Consider the following 23,152-nt stretch of genomic DNA (forward strand, 5'->3'; position numbering starts at 1 on the left):
CGGAGGTGTTTGCCGTTCGTAGGTAGCCATCCTACAAACGGCGATTGGAGTTGGGATCTTTCTTACAGTCTCTGGCGAAGAAGGATGACTACGGCTGCCAGTAATTCTTCTCCCCACTCAACTTGCGATCGAGAAAACTCGCCGCGCTGATCAGCGCCAGATGGGTCAACGCCTGGGGTGTGTTGCCCAGATGCCGTCCACGGTTGTCGAATTCCTCCGCGTACAGACCCAGCGGATTGGCGTAACGCAGCAGTTGCTCGAATTCCAGATGGGCCTTTTCCACTTGCCCGGCCCGAGCCAGACACTCGACGTACCAGAACGAGCACGCAGCAAAAGCGCCTTCAGTGCCCGACAAACCATCGATGCCGGCATCGTCGTTGCGGTAGCGGTAAACCATGCCGTCACGCACCAGATGCTTCTCGATCGCTTCCAGCGTCGCCAGCCACTTCGGATCCTTGGCGCTGACGAAGCGCACCAACGGCATCAGCAGCATCGAGCCATCCAGCGCGGTACCGCCTCGGTATTGCACGAAATGCCCACGCTCTTCGTTCCAGAAGTTGTCCCAGATGTCGGCATGAATCGCCTGACGGGTCTGGTCCCAGCGGGCAAAGGGCGCCGGCAGCGAGCGTTTCGAGGCCAGGCGGATTGCCCGGTCCAGTGCCACCCAGCACATCAGCCGTGAGTGCAGGAAGTGATGTTGCTCACCGCGCATTTCCCAGATGCCTACGTCCTTGGTCTGCCAGGTCTCACAGACCTGATCGACCACTTCCATCACATGTTTCCAGCCTTCTTGGGAAATCGCGTCGCCGTATTTGTTGACCAGATAAACGGCGTCCATCAGTTCGCCGAAGATATCCAGTTGAATCTGGTCGTAGGCGCCATTGCCGATGCGCACCGGTTTCGCGCCGCCATGCCCGGACAAATGCGTGAGTTCGGTTTCCGGCAGTTCCTGGCGGCCGTCGATCGCATAGAGGATGTTCAGCTTCATCGACGACTGGCCGCTGCAATCGCTGACCCGCCCGCGCAGCCAGCGCATGTAGGCATTGGCTTCGTCGACAAAGCCCAGGCGCATGAAGGCGTAAACGGTGAACGAGGCGTCGCGGATCCAGGTATAGCGATAGTCCCAGTTGCGTTCGCCGCCGGGTGTTTCCGGCAGACCGAAGGTGGCGGCGGCGAGGATTGCGCCGTGCTGGCGCGAGGTCAGCAGCTTGAGGGCGAGGGCCGAGCGGTTGACCATTTCGCGCCAGCGGCCGCGATAGTTGGACTGGCCGATCCAGTCGCGCCAGAACTTCAGGGTGCGCTCGATGCACAGTTGTGCGGCGCCTTCGGCGAAGCGCGGATCGTCGCTGGCGCCGAGCATGAACGCGGCGGTCTGATCCTGCTTGAGAGTGAATTGCCCGACCGCTGCATCGTTATCGACGCTCAAGGCTTGATCCGAGGCCAGCCGCAGTGTCGGCTGCCCGCTGGCGCTGAACAGCACATCCTTCTTGTCGATTGCGGCGCGAGTTTCAGCGCGGGCATAGTCATGCCGAACCGCGCAGCGCAGGTGAAACGTTGCCTGCCCGCTGACCACCCGTACCCGGCGCATCAGCAGCGGCAAGGCATCGTCGTTGTCGCCGATGGGCAGCAGATCGGTGATTTCCACCACGGCGTGGTCGCTGAGCCAGCGGGTCTGCAGGACGTTGGTGTCTGGCAGGTAAATCTGTTCGCGCCGGGCATCGGGCAGGTCCGGCGCGAGCTGAAAAATTCCCGCGTCGGGCGTGTCCAGCAGCGAACAGAAGATCGACGGGCTGTCGAACTCCGGCCAGCAGAAAAAATCCACGCTGCCCTTGTCATTGACCAGCGCGGCACTGCGCAGGTCGCCAATGATGCCGTGGGCGTCGATGGGGCTTTGTCGTTCGGGATGATGCTCAGCCATTGCCACGGAACTCCGGATAGAGGCTCATGCCGCCGTCGATGAACAAGGTGGTGCCGACGATGTAGTCGGAGGCATCGGAGGCGAGAAACACCACCGCGTTGGCCACGTCCTCGACATCGCCGATGCGCCCGTAAGGGATGAGTTTGAGCAGGGCCTGGCCCGCGTCGCCTTCGGTGGCGTCTTTGTTGATGGCCGTGCGGATCGCCCCCGGCGCGATGCCGTTGATGCGGATGCGCTGGTGGCTGACTTCCTGGGCCAGGGTCTGCATCAGCTGATCGACGCCGCCCTTGGACGCTGCGTAATTGACGTGCCCAGCCCACGGAATGCGCTGGTGCACCGAGCTCATGTGGATGATCTTGCCGGCGGCCCGGGACACGCCTTCGCGCACGCCCTGGCGATTGAAGATCCGCAGCGCGGCGCGGGCGCAGAGGAACTGGCCGGTGAGGTTGACGTCGATCACCGCGTTCCAGTCGGCCAGCGACATATCCACAGCCGCCGCGTCTTTTTGCAGGCCGGAATTGGCCACCAGAATGTCCAGTGTGCCGAAGGCGTCGAGGGTTTGCTGGAACAGCCGCTCCACGTCTTCTTCTTTCGAAACATCTGCGCCAATCGCGATGGCCTGACCACCGTCGGCGACGATCTGCCGGGCCAGCGCTTCGGCGGGCTCGGCCTGGCGGTTGTAGTTGATGACGACAGCGGCACCGGCAGCGGCCAGGGCTTTGGCGGCGCCGTGGCCGATGCCGGAACTGGCGCCGGTGACAAGAGCCACTTGGCGGGCGAGGGAAATCTGCATGAACGGTCGCGCCTTATGCGGGGATCTGATCTGCTGACCGGCATCCTTGAGTCAGAGTTCAGCGTGAATGCGAAGGGGCACGTAATCAAGTCGAGTCCCGCAGGGCTGTACGGGTTCAGATATGGTACCGGGCACTGTGTTTATGCCACTCCAGATTGCCGCCGATCCATGTACTCAATCCGGTGAGATAGCGCCGCAATACCGGCGAGCGCGTGCCTTTCATCAGCGTTGCGTGCAGGCGTTCGTATTCTTCCATCACTGCGTCATGGATATCGGCTGCCAGGTCGATTGCCTCTTGAAGCGAACAGTTGTGCCTGGCTGCCAGTAGATAAGGCAGCTTGAAGTCGCCGGTTTCGTTCAGGTGCTCTTTGTAAGCGGAATACAGATCGTTGACCAGAGTGGTCGCCAGCGAGGCCAGTGCGGTGACGTGGTGAATGTCTGGACGGGAATACGTATTGGCCGGGACTTCGTAGCCGCCGATCAGGTCGATCAGTACCAGGCATGGCCAGAAGCTGTTGACCTGCCGACTGGCCAGGTATTCGGCGACGGTGGGTTGAGTGCCATAGAGGCGCCAGGGACCTTCCGCCGCCATGGTGACGAACATGGCGATGGTGATCTGGCGCACCCGGGCGACTTGCGAGGGCGTGCAGAATTGGGCGACCCGTTTCATGTAGGCCAGCAATCCCCTGATTACCGGGTCGCACATTTGCTGCTTCAGGAGTTCTTTGTCGAACGGCGAAGGCAAATAGACCGGATCGATCGCGGTGAGGGCGAACGACAAGCTTTCGGCCACTGTCTCGGGGCGACCGCCGAGGGATTGATCGTCGCAATAGTGATCGTCCACCGCAAACAACGCCGCAAAGCATTGCGCCACGAGTAACAGTCGATCCGGATTATTCGTGTCGGCATGGCACAGCATTGCATAGCGACCGAAGTCGCTGGCGCGGATTTTTTCTTCCTTGCCGGCAAAGATCCCTATGTTCGATATCCACTCCATCAGGCGTTCGTTGACTTCCTGGCCCAACGCCTCATCAATGCGCGTAGGCGGCGGGCAGCGTACGGCACGGACGATAAAGGGGGCAGTGGCGCTGCGTGGCGTCCGGGCACTGCTGGATTGATTCATGGGGTGATCCTTTTCTCGGGGCCGATTGAGATGCTCACCGACGCGGTTCCTGTGCAGGGATGACAGGTCCATGTAAAACCTTTGGCGGAATTTGCGCACCTGTCATGTTTGACAGGTGCGCGGCTCAATGGACGAGCAGTCAACGACCTCCACTAAGCGTCAGGCAGGCAATTTGCGAAGCCAAAACCCTGAATCTTTCGCGGGTGCATTCCCTTCACATTCCACCAACAATTCCTCGCTTCCCCGCCCGTCAGGCTTTGTGGCAACTTGGCCGCCCCTGATGAGGCTGCATCCGATGGCAAACCCTTACCGCGAGTTGTTCAACGCCCCCGGCGCCCGGGCTTTTGTGATGGCCGCGATGATCGCGCGCATGCCGATTTCCATGACCGGCATCGGTGTCATCACCATGCTCTCGCAATTGACCGGCGGTTACGCGCTGGCGGGTGGGGTGGCGGCGACGTTTGCGTTGGCCACGGCGTTTTGCGCGCCGCAGGTGTCACGGCTGGTGGACCGTTTCGGCCAGGGTCGGGTGCTGCCGGTGGCGGCGCTGATCGGCGGGGGCGCGCTGCTGATGTTGCTGCTGTGCACCCGTTTGCAGGCGCCGACCTGGACCCTGTTTGTGTGCGCAGCATTGGCCGGTTGCATGCCGAGCATGTCGGCGATGGCGCGGGCACGCTGGACCGAAATCTATCGCGGCCAGCCGCAATTGCAGACCGCTTATGCATTGGAGTCGGTGCTCGACGAAGTCTGTTTCATCGTCGGCCCGCCGTTGTCGGTGGGCTTGTGCGTCGGCGTGTTTCCCGAGGCCGGGCCACTGGCGGCGCTGTTGATGCTGGCGATTGGCGTCACAGCGTTCGTCGCCCAGCGCAGCACCGAGCCGCCGGTGCATCCGCACGAATCGCAGCATCAAGGTTCGATCATTCGTTCCACCGACGTGCAATGGCTGCTGGCGTTGATGCTCGCCATGGGCGTGATTGTCGGCGTGGTGGATGTGGTCAGCGTCGCGTTCGCCCAGCAGCAGGGGCAGCCGGCGGCGGCGAGCATCGTGCTGTCGGTGTATGCCATCGGCTCCTGTCTGGCCGGGATTGCCTTCGGCGCGATGCGCTCGAAGCTGCCGTTGCCGCGCCTGTTTCTCTACGGCGGTCTGGCGACAGCGGTGACAACGCTGCCGTTGTTGCTGGCGAGCAACATTTTCGGGTTGGCCGTCGCGGTGTTCATTGCCGGGCTGTTCTTCTCGCCGACCCTGATCGTGGCGATGGCGTTGATCGAGCGCATCGTACCGCCGGCCAAACTCACCGAAGGCCTGACCTGGCTGGTGACCGGTTTGAGCATTGGCGTCGCCATCGGTGCCGCCGGTTCCGGCGCACTGGTGGATGCGTTCGGTGCCCGCAGCGGCTTCTGGCTGGCGATTGCCGCCGGGGCAGTGGTGCTGGGCTCGGCGGTGCAGAGCTTTCGTCACCTCAAATAATGCCGGTTACCAGCCCCGGCCCGAGTTCACCCAGAAATTGACCGACAGCGACGTCGACACCGATTCCACCTGATGGAACCAGCCTTCGGGCAGGAACAGCAGATCCCCGGCTTCCAGCGTCACCCGCATGAAGGTCACGTCGCGGGCCTTGGGGAAGCGCTCATAGTCCGGCGCATCCGGGTTGAAATCGCAGCCGTCCAGCCCGCCTTCCGGCGCGGTGGACCAGGTGCCCAGCGCTTCACGATGATGCGGTGCGGCGAGGGTGAACTTCTTTTGGCCCCAGACCTGGGCGAACAGGTTGTCGGTGTCATCGCGGTGCAGCGGGGTCAATGTGCCTTTGGGGCCGATCCAGATGCGCGGTGGGATGAACAGCGAAGCGTCGAAGTAGGGCGGGTACTGAATCTGCTCCATCAGCGCTGCCGGCAGAATGTTGTTGCCCATGTAGGCCGGTGGCTCTCCGTCCGCACCTTTGACCGCCGGGCTGTCCAGCGAGGCGATGAAATCGGCCATCGACGTGGAGCGGAAGTCCCGCTCGGTCGAGAACGTCTTTTTCACGTAATCGCCGTGGCGGGTGATGCCTTGCAGTTCGGCGAAATGCACCAGCGATTCTTCGCGGCTGAGCCTGAACAGCGGCCAGTCGTGCAAGGCATTGCTGATCACCACCGGAATACCGTTGGGCAGGTAGCGGCTCTCGAATTCGATCAGCGACAACTCGCTGCGCGGTCTGCGCTCGACGACGGTTTGCGCTGGCAGGCTGGCGGTGAGTTTTTCGCTGAAACGGGGCGGCGTCGGATAGCGCTTGTTCATGTCGACCTTTTCCACGGGCGCCACCCCCCGGCGAGCGTGGTCGATGATCTGCGGCAGCATCGTCGCCAGGCCCATGTTGCCGCTGATCTTCAGGCGACCGCTGGCAAACAGTTCCTCGACGTTGGCGATGCCGGCCATGATCCCGAGAAAGTCCTGCTCAGCGACTTCAATGGTCACGTCGGGGCTGGCATGGCGACCGGCCTCGGTGCGGCTGCTCGCGCTGACCTCGGACCAGAATGCCTGTGAACCCAATACGAATTGGAAAACGCCTTCGATACCGACCGCGCCGGCATTGGCGAACAGTTTGCCCAGAATGGTCTGCAGGTCCACGGTGAATCCTCGTTGTTGTTTTGGTCTGAACGGTTAACGAGCGTTTGTAACGGAAATTTACGAACTGCCGACTAATTTGCCCGGGCAGCCATCCGTACCCTCAACAGAGACATTTTTTCCGAGGGAAGCGTGGTGACCAAGTTGACCCTGCTGTGCCTGCCGTACTCCGGCGCCAGTGCCATGGTCTACAGCCGCTGGCGGCCGAAGCTGCCGCAGTGGCTGCAATTGCAACCGGTAGAGTTGCCGGGGCGCGGTGCCCGGTTCGGCGAACCGCTGCACACCGACATGCGGGCACTGGCCATGCAACTGGCCAGGGAACTGCGGCCGACACTCAAGGCCCCTTACGCACTGTTCGGCCATAGCCTGGGCGCCTTGCTGGCCTGCGAAATGGCTCATGCCTTGCGCGCGCTGGGCTGCCCGGAGCCGGTGGCACTGTTCGCCTCGGGCACCGCAGCGCCGACGTTGCGCGCCGATTACGACCGCGGCTTTGCCGAGCCCAAGACAGACGCCGAGCTGATCGATCAGCTGCGCACACTCAATGGCACCAGTGAGGAAGTGCTGGCCAATGAAGAGTTGATGAGCCTGACGCTGCCGATCCTGCGCGCCGATTTCCTGCTGTGCGGCAAATTCCAGCCGTTGCAGCGGCCGCTGCTCAACTGCCCGGTGCACGTACTCGGCGGCAAGGCCGACAAGGCCACCACCGAGCAGTTGATCGGCTGGAGCAAGGAAACCCGTGGCAGTTTCTCGGTGGACATGCTGGCCGGTGGGCACTTCTTCATTCATGAGCACGAAGCCAAGGTGCTGCGGGTGATCAAGGATCAGCTCGACGTGCATCATCGTCGACATGGCTTGATGGCCGCCGTCTAATCCGGACTCAGTACTGTCCAGAACCCTGTGAGGAGCGAGCAGGCTTGCTCCCGCAGGGTTTTTTATCGCCCGCAAATCCGCGCTGCACCTCCCTTCTGATAGTTCTTCTCAATCGCTAATTTTTCCGCTTTGCATTCGTTTTATAGGGACGACGTGCCTTTGTGCTGCCAGCCTACTGATTCGGATACCAAGAAATGAATGCTGAAGACTCCTTGAAACTTGCTCGCCGGTTTATCGGGTTGCCCCTGGAAAAGCGCCAGATGTTCCTCGCGGCCCTGCACAAGGAGGGCGTGGATTTCGCCCGTTTTCCGATTCCTCAAGGGGTCGAGGCCGATGATCGGCAGGCGCTGTCCTACGCGCAGCAGCGTATGTGGTTTCTCTGGCAGCTGGACCCGCACAGCGGCGCCTACAACTTGCCCGGTGCGGTGCGCCTGACGGGGCGCCTGAGCCTGGCCGCCCTCGACGCGGCGTTTGCCAGCCTGGTGGCGCGCCACGAAACCCTGCGCACGGTGTTCCAGCGGCAGGCCGACGACAGCCTGCTGCAAGTGCCGGCCGAAGCGCCGCTGGTGATCGAACACTTGGATTTCCGCGGTCTTGCAGAGCCCGAGCGCGAAGTCGCGGTGGCCGACGCCGCTCAGCAACAATCCTTGCAACCGTTCGATCTGGCCGTCGGCCCGCTGCTGCGGGTCAAGTTGCTCAAGCTCGACGAACAGGAGCACGTGCTGCTGTTGACCCTGCACCACATCGTTTCCGATGGCTGGTCGATGAACGTGCTGATCGACGAATTCATCCGTTGCTATGACGCCCATGAAGCCGGCCAGTCGCCGCAACTGGCGCCGTTGCCGATCCAGTACAGCGACTACGCACTGTGGCAGCGCCGCTGGCTGGAGGCGGGCGAGCAGGCCCGGCAGCTGGAATACTGGCAGGCGCAACTGGGCAATGAGCACCCGGTGCTGGAGTTGCCAACCGATCACCCGCGCCCGGCAATGCCGAGCTATCGCGGCACGCGCTACGAATTCGCCATCGACGGCGCGCTGGCGGAACAACTGCGCAGCAGCGCCCAGCAGCACAACATCACCTTGTTCATGTTGCTGCTCGGCGCCTTCAACGTGTTGCTGCATCGCTACACCGGGCAGTCGGACATTCGCGTCGGCGTGCCGATCGCCAACCGTAACCGGGGGGAAATCGAAGGCCTGATCGGCTTCTTCGTCAACACCCAGGTATTGCGTACCGAACTGGACGGACAGACGCGCGTCGCTGATCTGTTGCGTGCCGTCAAAGAGACCGCACTCGGTGCCCAGGCTCATCAGGACTTGCCGTTCGAGCGTCTGGTCGAAGCGCTGAAACTGGAACGCAGCCTCAGCCACACGCCGCTGTTCCAGGTGATGTACAACCATCAGCCGCAAGTCGCCGACATCAGCACCGTGAGCACGGCTTCCGGGCTGGAGCTGGGCGTCATCGAATGGCAGGGGCGCACCACCCAGTTCGATCTGACCCTGGACACCTACGAGAAGGGCGGCAGGCTGCACGCCGCGCTGACTTACGCCAACGATCTGTTCGACCCGCAGACCATCGCGCGCATGGCGCAGCACTGGCTCAATCTGCTGCGTGGCATGGTGCAGAACAGCAACCAGCGCATCAGCGATCTGCCGCTGCTGGAAGCGGCTGAATACCAACGCATGGTGTTCGACTGGAACAGCGTGGACGCCGGCACTGCCGAGGCGTCGAGCATCCATCGCTTGATCGAGCAACAGGTTGCCGCCCAGCCGGGCGCGCTGGCCGTGACCTTTGGCGAGCAAACCTTCACCTATGCCGAGATCGATGCGCGGGCCAATGCGCTGGCGCACAAACTGATCGAGTGCGGCGTCAGTCCGGAAGTCCGGGTTGGCGTTGCCATGCAGCGTTCCGACAGCCTGCTGGTGGCATTGCTGGCGGTGCTCAAGGCCGGCGGCGCCTATGTACCGCTGGACCCGGATTATCCGGCGGATCGTGTTGCCTACATGCTTGAAGACAGCCGCGCGCTGGTGCTGCTGACCGAGCACGCCGTGGCCGAGACCCTCTCCGTCAGCGCCGAAACCCAGGTGCTGTTGCTGGACCGGATCGGCGCAGAACTGGCGGCGTATCCGTCCCGTTCGCCCGTCACGGCGGTGACACCGGACAACCTCGCCTACGTGATCTACACCTCCGGCTCCACCGGCAAACCGAAAGGCGTGGCCATCGCGCACCGCAACGTGCAGGCCTTGATCGACTGGTCGCGCGCGGTCTACAGCCGCGATGACATTCAAGGTGTGCTGGCGTCGACGTCGGTGTGTTTCGACCTGTCCGTGTGGGAGCTGTTTGTCACCCTCGCCAACGGCGGCTCGCTGATCATCGCGCGCAATGCCCTGGAGTTGCCGCAACTGCCGGCGCGCGATCAGGTACGGTTGATCAACACCGTGCCTTCGGCGATCAATGCCTTGCAGCGCGACGGTGCGATCCCGTCGAGCGTGCGCATCATCAACCTCGCGGGCGAGCCGCTGAAGCAAAGCCTGGTTGAAGCGCTGTATCAGCAGGCCAGCGTCGAGCACGTCTATGACCTGTACGGCCCGTCGGAAGACACCACGTATTCCACCTGGACCCGTCGTGCGGCGGGCGGTACGCCGAGCATCGGTCGACCACTGACCGGCACCGCCAGCTATCTGCTGGACGCCGATCTGCAACCGGTGCCGCAAGGCGCGGCAGCCGAACTGTATCTGGCGGGGGCCGGCATCACCCGTGGCTATCTGGGCCGCGCGGCGATGACCGCCGAGAAGTACGTGCCCAATCCATTCGCCAACAACGGCGAGCGTCTGTACCGCACTGGCGACCTGACCCGTTATCAGGCCGATGGCGCGCTGCAATACGTCGGCCGGATCGACCATCAGGTGAAGGTGCGCGGTTTCCGCATCGAACTCGGCGAAATCGAAGCGCGGCTGTTGCAGCAGGGCGCGGTGCGCGAGCTGGCGGTGCTGGCTCAGGAAGGCGCCAGCGGCCAGCAATTGGTGGCCTACATCGTGCCGACCGACGCGGCCGTGCTGGCGGCGGATGCCGATGCCCAGGCAAGCCTGCGCGAAACCCTGAAAGCGGCGCTGCGCCAACATTTGCCGGACTACATGGTGCCGGCGTACCTGCTGTTCCTCGAGCAATTGCCGCTGACGCCCAACGGCAAACTCGATCGCAAGGCGTTGCCGGCCGTCGATGGCAGCCAGCAACAACGCGAACACGTGGCGCCACGCAGCGCCCTGGAAAAAGCCCTGGCGGCAATCTGGCAGGACGTGTTGTCGATTGAAAACGTCGGCCTCGAGGACAACTTCTTTGAACTGGGCGGCGACTCCATTGTGTCGATGCAAGTGGTCAGCCGCGCCCGTCAGGCCGGGATCGTGCTGAGCCCCAAAGAACTGTTCCAGCACCAGACCATCCGCAGTCTGGCGCAAGTCGCCCGTCAGGGTCAGCAGACTCTGATCGACCAAGGCCCGGCCGTAGGCGCCGTGGCGCTGACGCCGGTGCAGCAGTGGTTCTTTGAGCAAGACATTCCTCAACGTCAGCACTGGAACCAGTCGCTGTTGCTGACGGCGCAACAGCCTGTCGACGCTGGCGCGCTGGAGCGCGCGCTGAGCCAGTTGCTCAACCATCACGACGCGCTGCGCCTGCGCTACGAATCGACTGCCGAGGGCTGGCAGCAGGCGTATGCTGCGCCAACCGGCGAGTCGGTGTTGTGGCAACGCAGCGCGCAATCGCTGGAAGATCTCAAGGCCTTGTGCGATGAAGCCCAGCGCAGTCTGGGCTTGAACAATGGGCCATTGTTGCGCGCGATGCTGGTGAATATGGCCGACGGCGGCCAGCGATTGCTGCTGGTCGCGCATCACCTGGTGATCGACGGCGTGTCGTGGCGCGTGCTGCTGGAAGACTTGCAAGCCGCATACACTCACGCCCTGAGCGGCGGGATCAGTGCGTTGCCAGGCAAGACCAGCTCGTATCAGCAGTGGGTCGCTCGCCTGCAAGGGTATTTGCCGACTTTCGCCGAAAGCCTCGATTACTGGCAGGCGCAGCTGCGTGACGCACCGCGTGCCGAACTGCCCTGCGAGCGTCCTGACGGCGCACTGGAAAACCGTTTCGAAGACAAGGTCGAGCTCAAGCTCAGCGCCGAGCAGACCCGCAAGTTGCTGCAACAGGCGCCGGCGGCCTATCGCACCCAGGTCAACGACCTGCTGCTGACCGCGCTGGCCCGCGTGGTCTGCCGCTGGAGCGGCCAGGCCAGCACCCTGATTCAACTGGAAGGTCACGGTCGCGAAGACCTGTTCGATGACATCGACCTGACCCGCACCCTTGGCTGGTTCACCAGCCTGTTCCCAGTCAATCTTCGCCCGGCGGACAACCTGGGCGCTTCGATCAAGGCCATCAAGGAACAACTGCGTGCCGTGCCGGACAAAGGCCTGAGCTACGGCGCACTGCGTTATCTGGCGGACGCGCAAACGGCGGCGTCGCTGAACAGCGACGTCAAACCGCGCATCACCTTCAACTACCTCGGCCAGTTCGACCGTCAGTTCGATGAAGCGGCACTGTTTGTGCCGTCCGGTGAAGGGGGGGGGGAAGCGCAGGATCCGTCGGCGCCGCTGGCCAACTGGCTGACGGTCGAAGGCCAGGTGTACGGCGGCGAGCTGGCGCTGAACTGGGGCTTCAGCCGGGAGATGTTCGACACGGCGACCGTGCAGCAACTGGCGGATCAATACGCCCTTGAACTCAATGCCCTGATCGACCATTGCTGTGCGCTCGAAGCGCCGCAAGCGACGCCGTCGGACTTCCCGCTGGCACGGGTGACCCAGGCGCAACTCGATGCGCTGCCGGTGCCGGCCGGTGAACTGGAGGATCTCTATCCGCTGTCGCCGATGCAGCAGGGCCTGCTGTTCCATACCCTGTACGAGCAAGCGGCGGGCGAGTACATCAACCAGATGCGCGTCGACGTTCAAGGCATCGATCCACAACGTTTCCGCGATGCGTGGCAAGCCACTGTAGATGCTCAGGACATCCTGCGCAGCGGGTTTGTCTGGCAGGGCGAGTTGGCCGAGCCGGTGCAAATCGTCCACAAGCAGGTGCAGTTGCCGTTCACGTCGCTGGACTGGCGCACCCGTGATGATCAGCCACAAGCCCTCGCGGCGCTGGCCGATGCCGAGCGCCAACAAGGCTTCGACCTGACCTGCGCGCCGCTGCTGCGTCTGGTGCTGGTGCAGACCGGCGCCGAGCAGTGGCATCTGATCTACACCCATCACCACATCCTGATGGACGGCTGGAGCAACTCGCAGTTGCTCGGTGAAGTGTTGCAGCGCTACAGCGGGCAGATTCCGGCGAATGCCGGCGGCCGCTATCGCGACTACATTGCCTGGTTGCAACGTCAGGACGCTCGACTCAGAGAAAACTTCTGGGGCGAGCAACTGGCCGCCCTGCAAGAGCCGACCCGTCTGGCCCGTGTGGCCTCGACCAGCGACGGCCAGAGCGGTCACGGCGATCACTTCCAGACCCTCGACGTGGCGCAAACCCGTGTGCTGGAAACCTTCGCCCGCCAGCAGAAAGTCACCGTCAACACCTTGATCCAGGCCGCGTGGCTGCTGTTGCTGCAACGCTACACCGGTCACGAAGCGGTGGCGTTCGGGGCCACGGTCGCCGGGCGTCCGGCGGACTTGCCGGGTATCGAGCAGCAAGTCGGACTGTTCATCAACACCTTGCCAGTGATCGGTGCGCCGCGTCCCGATCAAAGCGTGGGCCACTGGCTGCAAACCGTGCAGGCGCAGAACCTCGGCCTGCGCGATTTCGAGCACACGCCGCTGGCGGACATTCAGCGTTGGGCCGGGCAGGGCGGTGAAGCGCTGTTCGACAACATTCTGGTGTTCGAAAACTACCCGATTGCCCAGGCCCTGAAGCAAGGCGCCGATCAGGGCGTGGTGTTCGGCGAAGTCGCCAACCTGGAACAGACTCACTATGCGTTGAGCGTCGCCGTCACGCTCGGTGAACAACTGGCGCTGCACTACAGCTTCGACCGTGGTCATTTCGCCCCCGCTGCCATCGAAGGCATCAGCGCGCACCTGCTGCAATTGCTGGAGCAGTTTGCTGTGTCGGCCGAGCGCAGCCTCGGTGAAATTGCCCTGGCCGATGCCGGCGAACACGCCCGCCAACAAGCCGATAACCACCCGCAGCCGTACCCGGTGGACATCGCTGTGCACCAGCGGATCAGCGCCCTGGCCGCTGAGCGTCCGCAGCGCACGGCGGTGATTTTCAACGGCCAGCACTTCAGCTATGGCGAGATCGATCAGCGCGCCAATCAACTGGCCCACGCGCTGATTGCACGCGGTGTCGGTGCCGAAACCCGGGTCGGCGTAGCCTTGCCGCGCAGCGAATCAGTGATCGTTGCCTTGCTGGCCGTGCTCAAGGCGGGCGGTGCCTATGTGCCGCTGGACACCAGCTATCCGCGCGAGCGTCTGGCGTACCTGATCGAGGATTCGGGGCTGGCGCTGCTGATCAGCGATTCGCCGGTGTCGGCGCAACTGCCGGTCGCCGAATCGGTACCGGTGCTGGAACTGGACCGCCTCGACTTGCGCGAGTGGCCGATCAAGGCACCGCAGGTGCAGCTCGATCCGGACAACCTCGCCTACGTGATTTACACCTCCGGTTCTACCGGCAATCCGAAGGGTGTCAGCGTTGCCCACGGTCCGCTGGCGATGCACTGCCAGGCCATCGGTCAGCGTTATGAAATGCGTGACAGCGACTGCGAATTCCACTTCATGTCGTTCGCCTTCGACGGTGCCCACGAGCGCTGGCTGACCAGCCTGACCCACGGTGCCTCGCTGCTCATCCGCGACGACACGCTGTGGACCCCGGAGCAGACGTACAACGCAATGCGTGAACACGGCGTGACCGTGGTCGCGTTCCCGCCGGTGTACTTGCAACAACTGGCCGAACACGCCGAGCGCGAGGGTCATCCACCCAAGGTGCGCATTTACTGCTTCGGCGGTGACGCGGTGCCGAGCGCCAGTTTCGAACGGGTCAAACGCGCCCTTGATCCGGACTACATCATCAACGGTTACGGGCCGACCGAAACCGTGGTCACGCCGCTGATCTGGAAGGCCGGCCGCGAAGTGCCGTGCGGTGCAGCCTACGCGCCGATCGGCAGCCGTATCGGCGACCGCAGCGCCTATGTGCTTGACGCCGATCTGAACCTGTTGCCGCAAGGCATGGCCGGTGAGTTGTACCTTGGCGGCACGGGCCTGGCGCGCGGTTACCTCAACCGTCCGGGGCTGACGGCGGAGCGTTTCGTCGCGGATCCGTTCAGCCACACCGGCGGTTTGCTGTACCGCACCGGCGACCTGGTGCGCCAGCGCGCCGACGGCACTTTCGACTACCTGGATCGCATCGACAATCAGGTGAAGATCCGTGGTTTCCGGATCGAACTGGGGGAAATCGAAGCCTGCCTGCAAGCCCTCGACGGCGTGCGCGAAGCGGTGGTCGTGGCCCAGGAAGGCAGCGCCGGCAGCGGCAAGCGTCTGGTGGCCTACGTGGTCGGTGATTCGGCCCGCGAGGATTTCGCCGAAGACCTGCGCGAGCAACTCAAAGCCACGCTACCGGCGCACATGGTGCCGGCCTACGTGCTGCGTCTGGAACGCATGCCGCTGACGCCGAACGGCAAACTCGACCGCAAGAACCTGCCGAAACCGGATGTCAGCCAACTGCAACAAGCCTACGTCGCGCCGCAAACCGTGCTGGAGCAGCAACTGGCGACGATCTGGCAGGACGTGCTGAAGCTTCAGCAGGTGGGTGTCAGCGACAACTTCTTCGAGCTGGGTGGCGATTCGATCATCTCGATCCAGGTGGTCAGTCGTGCGCGGCAGGCCGGGATCCGCTTCACGCCGAAAGACCTGTTCCAGCACCAGACCATTGCTGCACTGGCGGCGGTGGCCAAAGTGGGCGAGCAGGCGCAAGCGATCGATCAGGGCCCGGTGACTGGCGCGCTGCCGTTGCTGGCGGTGCAGCAGGCCTTCTTCGAACAGGACATCCCCGAGCGTCAGCACTGGAACCAGGCGGTGATGCTCAAGCCGACTCAGCTGGTGCAGGCGGCGGCGCTGGAGCAGGCGCTGAACGCGCTGGTCGCGCACCACGATGCTTTGCGCCTGAGTTTCGTCGAGCAGGCCGATGGCTGGCACGCCGAGTACCGCGACGTCGACAGCCGTGACGACGCTCTGCTGTGGACTGTCGATGTGGCCGATGGCGCCGCGCTGGAAGCGGTGGCCAACGAGGCGCAACGCAGCCTCGATCTGCAAGCCGGGCCGCTGCTGCGTGCAGTGCTGGCGAACCTCGACGACGGCAGCCAGCGGTTGTTGCTGGCGATCCATCACCTGGTGGTGGACGGCGTGTCGTGGCGGATTCTGTTCGATGATCTGCAAAGCGCTTACCGGCAGATTGCAGCGGGTGAGTCCCTGCAATTGCCGGCTAAAACCAGCGCCGCCAAGGCCTGGGCCGAGCACCTGCAGACCTACGCCCGCAGCAGCGAGCTGCGCGCCGAACTGGCGTATTGGCAGGAGCAGCTTCAAGGCGCCGATGTCGCGCTGCCGCTGGACAACGCCGACGGTGGTCTGCAAAACCGTCACGCGCTGACCGTGCGTACCCGTCTGGACAAGGCCCTGACCCGTCAGTTGTTGCAGGACGCTCCGGCGGCCTATCGCACCCAGGTCAATGACCTGCTGTTGACCGCACTGGCCCGCGTGATGGTGCGCTGGACAGGCGCCGACAGTGCGCTGATTCAACTCGAAGGCCATGGCCGTGAAGAGCTGTTCGATAGCATCGACCTGACCCGCACCGTGGGCTGGTTCACCACCGTGTACCCGGCCAGACTGACGCCGGTGGCAGGGCTGGGCGCGTCGCTGAAACAGATCAAGGAGCAACTGCGCGCGATCCCCAACAAAGGCATCGGTTTCGGTGCGCTGGCGTATCTGGGCGAGGAGGCGGATCGTGCCGCCCTCGCGCAGCTGCCGGTTCCGCGCCTGACCTTCAACTACCTGGGCCAGTTCGACGGCAGCTTCGACGCCGCCGATGGCGCGCTGTTCGTGCCGTCCAGCGAAGCGGCGGGCGATGAGCTGGATGCCAATGCGCCGCTGGCCAACCAGTTGGCGCTCAACGGCCAGGTGTATGGCGGCGAACTGAACCTGGGCTGGACGTTCAGCCATGAGATGTTCGATGAGGCAACGATTCAGCGTCTGGCCGATGATTACGCCCAGGAACTGCAAGCGCTGATCGCGCATTGCTGCCAGGCCGGTCATCACGGGGTCACGCCGTCGGACTTCCCGCTGGCGCGCTTGAGCCAGGCTCAACTGGACGGCTTGCCGCTGGCGCCGCAGTCGATCGAAGACGTTTATCCGCTGTCGCCGATGCAGCAGGGCATGCTGTTTCACGCGGTGTATGAAGAGTCCACCGGCAACTACATCAACCAGATGCGCCTGGACGTCGAAGGCCTCGACCCCGAGCGTTTCCATCAGGCCTGGCAGGCCGCCGTCGATGCGCACGACATTCTGCGTACGCGGTTCGTCTGGCAGGGCGAGCTGGATGCGCCGGTGCAAGTGGTCAGCAAGCACGCGCAAATGCCTTACAGCCTGCACGATTGGCGTGCACAGCCGCAGCGGGAAGACGCGTTGCAGACCCTGGCTGACGCCGAGCGTCAGAGCCTGGACCTGAATGCATCGACCCTGCTGCGTCTGGTGATCGTACGTATTGATGATCAGCGTCATCACTTGATCTACACCAACCACCACATCCTGATGGATGGCTGGAGCAACTCGCAGTTGCTCGGCGAAGTGCTGCAACGCTACAGCGGCAAGTTCAGTGCCGCGCACGCAGGTCGCTACGGCGACTACATCGGCTGGTTGCAGCGTCAGGACGCGGCGGCGAGCGAGGCGTTCTGGCTGCCGGCGTTGCGCACGCTGGACGAGCCGACGCGCCTGGCTCACGCCATCGCCCGGCCGAAAGATGCGCCGGCGGTGCAAGGCTACGGCGACCATTATCGCGTGCTGGACAGCGAGCAGACTGCTCGTCTGGGTGAGTTCGCCCGGGCTTCCAAAGTCACCGTCAACACCCTCGTTCAGGCCGCATGGCTGCTGGTGCTGCAACGCTACACCGGCAAGGCCAGCGTCGCGTTCGGCGCCACCGTGGCGGGGCGTCCGGCGGACTTGCCGGGAATCGAGCAACAGATTGGTCTGTTCATCAACACCTTGCCGGTGATCGCCAGCCCACGGCCCGAGCAATCGCTCGGCAGCTGGCTGCAAGCGGTGCAGGCGCAAAACCTCGCGCTGCGCGAGTTCGAACACACCGCGCTGTTCGATATCCAGCGCTGGGCCGGGCAGGGCGGTGAAGCGCTGTTCGACAACATTCTGGTGTTCGAAAACTACCCGATTGCCCAGGCGCTGGAGCAGGGCGCACCGCAAGGTCTGCGCTTCGGCCCGGTGGCCAACCACGAACAGACCAACTACCCGCTGACCCTGGGCGTAAGCCTGGAAGGCACGCTGGAAGTGCATTACAGCTTTGACCGCGAGCACTTTGCCGACGCCACCGTCGAGCAGTTGGGCGCGCAGTTGAACCACGTGCTGATGCAGATGGCCGCCGGTTCCGATCAACGTTGCCTGGGCGACCTGCAACTGCTCGATGCGGCTGCACGTGAGCTGGCACTCAACGATTGGGGCTATTGCGCCGGGCACTACCCGACTGCGCTGCATGTGCATCAATTGTTCGAACAGCAAGTGCAACGGGCGCCGGATCAGGTCGCGCTGTACTTTGCCGATCAACATCTGACGTACGCCGCACTCAACCAGCAGGCCAACCGTCTGGCGCACACCTTGCGTCAGCGCGGCGTCGGTCCTGACGTGCTGGTGGGGATCGCGGTCGAGCGTTCGCTGGAGATGATTGTCAGCCTGCTGGCGGTGCTCAAGGCCGGCGGCGCCTATGTGCCGCTGGACCCGCAATACCCGGGTGATCGCCTGACCTGCATGATCGAAGACAGCGGCCTGCTCCTTTTGCTGAGCCAGAGCCATTTGCTGGAGCGTCTGCCGCAGGTCGCAGGCGTCGAGGTGCTGTGTGTTGATCGTCAACCAGAGCAGCTCCAAAGCGCTGATCTGCCGAACCTGACCCTGGCCGATAATCTCGCTTACGTGATGTTCACCTCGGGCTCCACCGGGCGTCCGAAAGGCGTGGGGATCAATCAGGCGTCGCTGACCAAGCACGCCTGCGTGACCGTGGACCTGATGGCGTTGACCGCGCAGGACTGCGTGCTGCAATTCTCGACGTTCAACTTCGACGGTTTCGTCGAACAGCTTTACCCGGCGCTGATCACCGGTGCTTCGGTGGTGCTGCGCGGCACCGAGATCTGGGACAGCGAAACCCTGTACAGCGAGATGCTCGACAAGCGCATCAGCGTGATCGACCTGACCACCGCCTACTGGGGCATGCTGGCCAAGGACTTCGCCGAAGTCGGCCCACGTGACTACGGCGTTTTGCGTCAGGTGCATGCCGGCGGTGAAGCGATGCCGCCCGAAGGCATGGCGGCCTGGAACAAGGCCGGTCTGGCCCACGTTCGTTTGCTCAACACCTACGGCCCGACCGAAGCCACCGTGACTGCCACGTCGCTGGATTGTGGCGACTACGTGACCGGTGCCGAGCCGACGCCATCGACCTTGCCGATCGGTTCGGCGTTGCCGGGCCGTTCCATCTACCTGCTGGACATTGCCGGCCAACCGGTGCCGGTCGGCGCGGTGGGCGAGCTGATGATCGGCGGCGAATTGCTCGCTCGCGGTTATTTCAACCGTCCGGACCTGAGCGCCGAGCGCTTCATGCCCGACCCGTTCTCGGTGCAGCCGGGGGCACGTCTGTATCGCACCGGTGACCTGGCGCGGTTCCGGGCCGACGGGGTGATCGAGTACATCGGCCGTGTCGACCATCAGGTGAAGATTCGCGGTTTCCGTATCGAACTGGGTGAAATCGAAGCGCGTCTGCTGGATGCCCCCACCGTCCGCGAAACGCTGGTGATGGCGGTGGCCGGGCCAAGCGGTCAGCAACTGGTGGCCTACGTGGTGCCGACCGACGCCGAACCGGTCATGTCTGACAGCGAGCTGCAAAGCGAACTGCGCCGTGCATTGCGCGAGCAGCTTCAGCAAACCCTGCCGGATTACATGGTGCCGACACACCTGTTGTTCCTGGCAAAAATGCCGCTGTCGCCCAACGGAAAACTCGATCGTCACGCGTTGCCGAAACCCGACGCGGCGCAGGCGCAGCAGGATTACCTGGCCGCCACCAATGCCGCCGAGCAAACGCTGGTGGACATCTGGCAAGCGGTGCTGGGCCTGGCGCAAGTCGGTGTGACCGACAACTTCTTCGAACTGGGCGGTGACTCGATCGTCTCGATTCAAGTGGTCAGCCGCGCCCGTCAGGCGGGTATTCATTTCAGTCCGAAAGACCTGTTCCAGCACCAGACCATTCAAGGTCTGGCCAGCGTCGCGCGGGTCGGCGAGGGCGGTTTTGTCATCGACCAGTCGCCGGTCACCGGTGCATCGCTGTTGCTGCCGGCGCAGTTGCAGTTCTTCGAAGAAGGCGTGGCCGAGCCGCATCACTGGAACCAGTCGGTGCTGCTCAACACCTCGCAGACTCTGGACGCTGCGCATCTGAAAGCTGCCCTCGACGCGTTGATCGAGCATCACGACGCACTGCGCTTGTCGTTTGTGTCGGTTAACGGCCTATGGACCGCGCAACACCTGGCGGTCGACGAGCTGCCGGAGGATCTGCTGTGGCAAACCCAGGTCACAGACGCCGCCGAGCTCGAAGCGCTGGGCCTGGAAGCGCAACGCAGCCTCGCCCTCGGCGGGCCGTTGTTGCGCGCGGTGCTGGCGACGCTGGCGGACGGTACTCAGCGGCTGTTGCTGGTGATCCATCACCTGGTGGTCGACGGCGTTTCGTGGCGTGTTCTGCTGGAAGACCTGCAAGGGCTTTACCAGCAAATCAGCAACGCTCAGCCGGTGAAACTGCCGGCCCGGACCAGCGCGTTCAAAACCTGGGCCGAGCGCCTGCACGCTTATGCAAGCAGTGAAGCGCTGCTGGCCGAGCAACCGTACTGGCTCGAACAGCTGCAAAACGTGTCCAGCCAGTTGCCGGTGGATCATGCCGATGGCAGCTTGCAGAGCCGTCATGAACACACGGTGCAGACCCGACTCGGCGCCGAGCTGACCCGCCAACTGCTGCAAGACGCGCCAGCGGCCTACCGCACCCAGGTCAACGACCTGTTGCTGACCGCACTGGCACGGGTGATCAGCCGTTGGACCGGCGAGGATTCGACGCTGATTCAGCTCGAAGGCCATGGCCGCGAAGACCTGTTCGCCGACATCGACCTGAGCCGCAGCGTCGGCTGGTTCACCAGTCTGTTCCCGGTCAGGCTGACTGCCGGCGTCGAACTCGGCGCTTCGCTCAAAGCGGTCAAGGAGCAACTGCGCGCCATCCCGAACAAAGGCATCGGCTTCGGTGTGTTGCGTTATCTGGGCAGCGATGCGGTACGCGAAACCCTGCGTGCCTTGCCGCAACCGGCGATCACGTTCAATTACCTGGGGCAGTTCGACAGCAGCTTCGACGCGGGGCAGGCCGCCCTGTTCACGCCAGCCAGTGAAGCGCGCGGTGCCGAGCAGAGCCTGGACGCCTTGCTCAGCAGTCCGTTGACCCTTAACGGCGGCATTTATGGCGGCGAATTCAGCCTTGGCTGGACCTTCAGTGAACGCATGTTCGAGCGCGGCACCGTTCAGGCTCTGGCCGATGATTACGCCCAGGAACTGGCGGCGCTGATCGAACATTGCTGCCGCGACGGCATGCACGGTGTGACGCCGTCGGACTTCCCGCTGGCGCCGCTGAGCCAGGCACAACTCGATGGGTTGCCGCTGCCGTCGTCGCTGATCGAAGACATCTATCCGCTGTCGCCGATGCAGCAAGGCATGCTGTTCCACACGCTGTACGAGGAAGAGGCCGGCGATTACATCAACCAGACCCGCGCCGATGTGCAGGGGCTGGATGTCGAGCGCTTCCGTGCTGCCTGGCAGGCAGCGTTGCAGGCGCATGACGTACTGCGCAGCGGATTCCTGTGGCAGGGCGAGCGTCCGGTGCAGGTGGTGCATAAACAGGTCGAACTGCCGTTCAGCGTGCAGGACTGGCGTGGTCGCCGTGACTATCAGGCCGACCTCGACGCACTGGCCGCGCAGGAGCGCAAACGGGGCTTCGAACTGACCGCTGCGCCGTTGCTGCGCCTGTGTCTGGTGCGCATCGATGATGACACCTGTCACCTGATCTACACCAACCATCACATCCTGATGGATGGCTGGGGCAACTCGCAGTTGATGGGCGAAGTGCTGCACCGCTACAGCGGTCAGCCGCTGGCGCAATCGGTGGGACGTTATCGCGACTACATCGCCTGGCTGCAACGTCAGGACGGCAGCGTCAGCGAGTCTTTCTGGAAAACCCAGTTGGCCGACCTGCAAGAGCCGACCCGTCTGACTCAGGCCATCGCCCGTCGTGATGACCTGATGGACGTCGCGGGGTATGCCGATCATCAGCGCGTCATGAATGCCGCTGCCACCCGGCAACTGGCCGAGTTCGCCCGTGAGCAGAAAGTCACCCTCAACACCCTGGTGCAAGCGGCGTGGCTGCTGTTGCTGCAACGCTACAGCGGTCAGGACACGGTCGCCTTCGGTGCAACGGTGGCCGGGCGTCCGGCGGATCTCAAAGGCATCGAGCAGCAGATCGGGCTGTTCATCAACACCTTGCCGGTGATCGGCACCCCGCGAGCCGAGCAGAGTGTCGGCCAGTGGTTGCACACCGTGCAGACGCAAAACCTGAGCCTGCGCGAGCACGAACACACGCCGCTGTTCGAGATCCAGCGCTGGGCCGGCAAGGGCGGTGACGCCCTGTTCGACAGCATTCTGGTGTTCGAGAACTACCCGGTATCGGAGGCCATGCAACAGGGTGCGCCGGCCGGATTGCGCTTCACCGACGTCACCAACCACGAGCAGACCAACTACCCGTTGACTCTCGCCGTGAGCATGGGCGACACCCTGTCGCTGCACTTCAGCTACGGCCGTGCGCATTTTGCCGAAGTCGACATTGCGCGACTGGGCGAACACTTGCACAACCTGCTGACGCAGATGATGCAGGGCGGCGCTTTGGCGTTGGGCCAACTGGAGTTGCTCTCCAGCGAGGAGCAACAGCAGCAGGTCGAACAATGGAACGCCACGACCACCGAATACCCGCTGTCGCGCAGCGTGCATTCGCTGATCGAGGATCAGGTACGTGCTACCCCGGACGCTCTGGCGCTGGTGTTCGGCGAACAACGTTTGACCTATGCCCAGCTCAACGCCCGGGCCAATCGGCTGGCAGATGTGTTGATCGAACACGGTGTCGGCCCGGAAGTGCTGGTCGGGATTTCGGTCGAGCGCTCGCTGGAAATGGTTGTCGGTTTGCTGGCGATTCTCAAGGCCGGCGGTGCCTATCTGCCGCTGGATCCTGAGTACCCGCAGGATCGTCTGGCCTACATGTTCGAGGACAGCGGGGTTGCGCTGTTGCTGACCCAAAGTCATCTGCTGGCGCAACTGCCGGTTCCGGCCGGGCTGCACAGTCTGGTGCTGGATCAGGACGGTGATTGGCTCGAAGGTCGCAGCGAAGCCAACCCGGCGCTGAACATCGATCCGGAAAACCTCGCCTACGTGATCTACACCTCGGGCTCGACCGGCAAACCGAAAGGCGCGGGCAACCGCCACTCGGCGCTGGTCAACC

At 63.5% G+C, this 23,152-nt stretch carries 7 protein-coding genes; 3 read left to right on the forward strand and 4 right to left on the reverse strand.

Annotation, left to right across the window (positions count from 1 at the left end):
- Nucleotides 1-88: 88 nt before the first annotated feature.
- The 3 genes from QRN46_RS11155 to QRN46_RS11165 form a co-directional block, all read right to left on the reverse strand.
- Complete coding sequence (locus QRN46_RS11155; RefSeq protein WP_285354672.1) at nucleotides 89-1,918, reverse strand: glycoside hydrolase family 15 protein; 1,830 nt, start codon at nucleotides 1,916-1,918, stop codon at nucleotides 89-91.
- Nucleotides 1,911-2,711, reverse strand: coding sequence for a glucose 1-dehydrogenase (locus QRN46_RS11160; RefSeq protein ID WP_285354673.1), 801 nt, complete (start codon nucleotides 2,709-2,711; stop codon nucleotides 1,911-1,913). The genes QRN46_RS11155 and QRN46_RS11160 overlap by 8 nt, the downstream gene beginning before the upstream one ends.
- Before the next feature lie 115 nt (nucleotides 2,712-2,826).
- The gene (locus QRN46_RS11165; protein ID WP_011333305.1) at nucleotides 2,827-3,834 is read right to left on the reverse strand and encodes a terpene synthase family protein; all 1,008 of its coding nucleotides are present in this window, start codon (nucleotides 3,832-3,834) and stop codon (nucleotides 2,827-2,829) included.
- 295 nt (nucleotides 3,835-4,129) lie between these two features.
- Here QRN46_RS11165 and QRN46_RS11170 point away from each other — a divergent pair, with 295 nt between their 5' ends.
- Nucleotides 4,130-5,302, forward strand: coding sequence for an MFS transporter (locus QRN46_RS11170; RefSeq protein ID WP_230736634.1), 1,173 nt, complete (start codon nucleotides 4,130-4,132; stop codon nucleotides 5,300-5,302).
- A 6-nt stretch (nucleotides 5,303-5,308) separates the two neighbouring features.
- Here the strand turns inward: QRN46_RS11170 and QRN46_RS11175 are convergent, their stop codons facing one another.
- Nucleotides 5,309-6,439 (reverse strand): cupin-like domain-containing protein, encoded by a 1,131-nt coding sequence (locus QRN46_RS11175; protein ID WP_011333307.1) that lies wholly within the window; start codon nucleotides 6,437-6,439, stop codon nucleotides 5,309-5,311.
- A gap of 129 nt (nucleotides 6,440-6,568) precedes the next feature.
- On the opposite strand from QRN46_RS11175, the gene QRN46_RS11180 reads away from it, so the two are divergent.
- Both QRN46_RS11180 and QRN46_RS11185 read left to right on the forward strand, forming a co-directional pair.
- On the forward strand, nucleotides 6,569-7,306 hold the full coding sequence (locus QRN46_RS11180; protein WP_011333308.1) for a thioesterase II family protein: 738 nt from the start codon (nucleotides 6,569-6,571) through the stop codon (nucleotides 7,304-7,306).
- 194 nt (nucleotides 7,307-7,500) lie between these two features.
- Nucleotides 7,501-23,152: non-ribosomal peptide synthase/polyketide synthase (locus QRN46_RS11185; RefSeq protein WP_285354674.1), on the forward strand; the 15,652-nt coding region annotated here is incomplete at its 3' end.

It is taken from the genome of Pseudomonas sp. lyk4-R2A-10, from assembly GCF_030209075.1.
GTDB lineage: Bacteria > Pseudomonadota > Gammaproteobacteria > Pseudomonadales > Pseudomonadaceae > Aquipseudomonas > Aquipseudomonas glycinae.

Excerpts from the sequence above, each read along its gene's own strand:
- QRN46_RS11160 (WP_285354673.1), bottom strand. The coding sequence starts at position 2,711 with ATGCAGATTTCCCTCGCCCGCCAAGTGGCTCTTGTCACCGGCGCCAGT.
- QRN46_RS11155 (WP_285354672.1), bottom strand. The coding sequence starts at position 1,918 with ATGGCTGAGCATCATCCCGAACGACAAAGCCCCATCGACGCCCACGGC.
- QRN46_RS11170 (WP_230736634.1), top strand. The coding sequence starts at position 4,130 with ATGGCAAACCCTTACCGCGAGTTGTTCAACGCCCCCGGCGCCCGGGCT.
- QRN46_RS11165 (WP_011333305.1), bottom strand. The coding sequence starts at position 3,834 with ATGAATCAATCCAGCAGTGCCCGGACGCCACGCAGCGCCACTGCCCCC.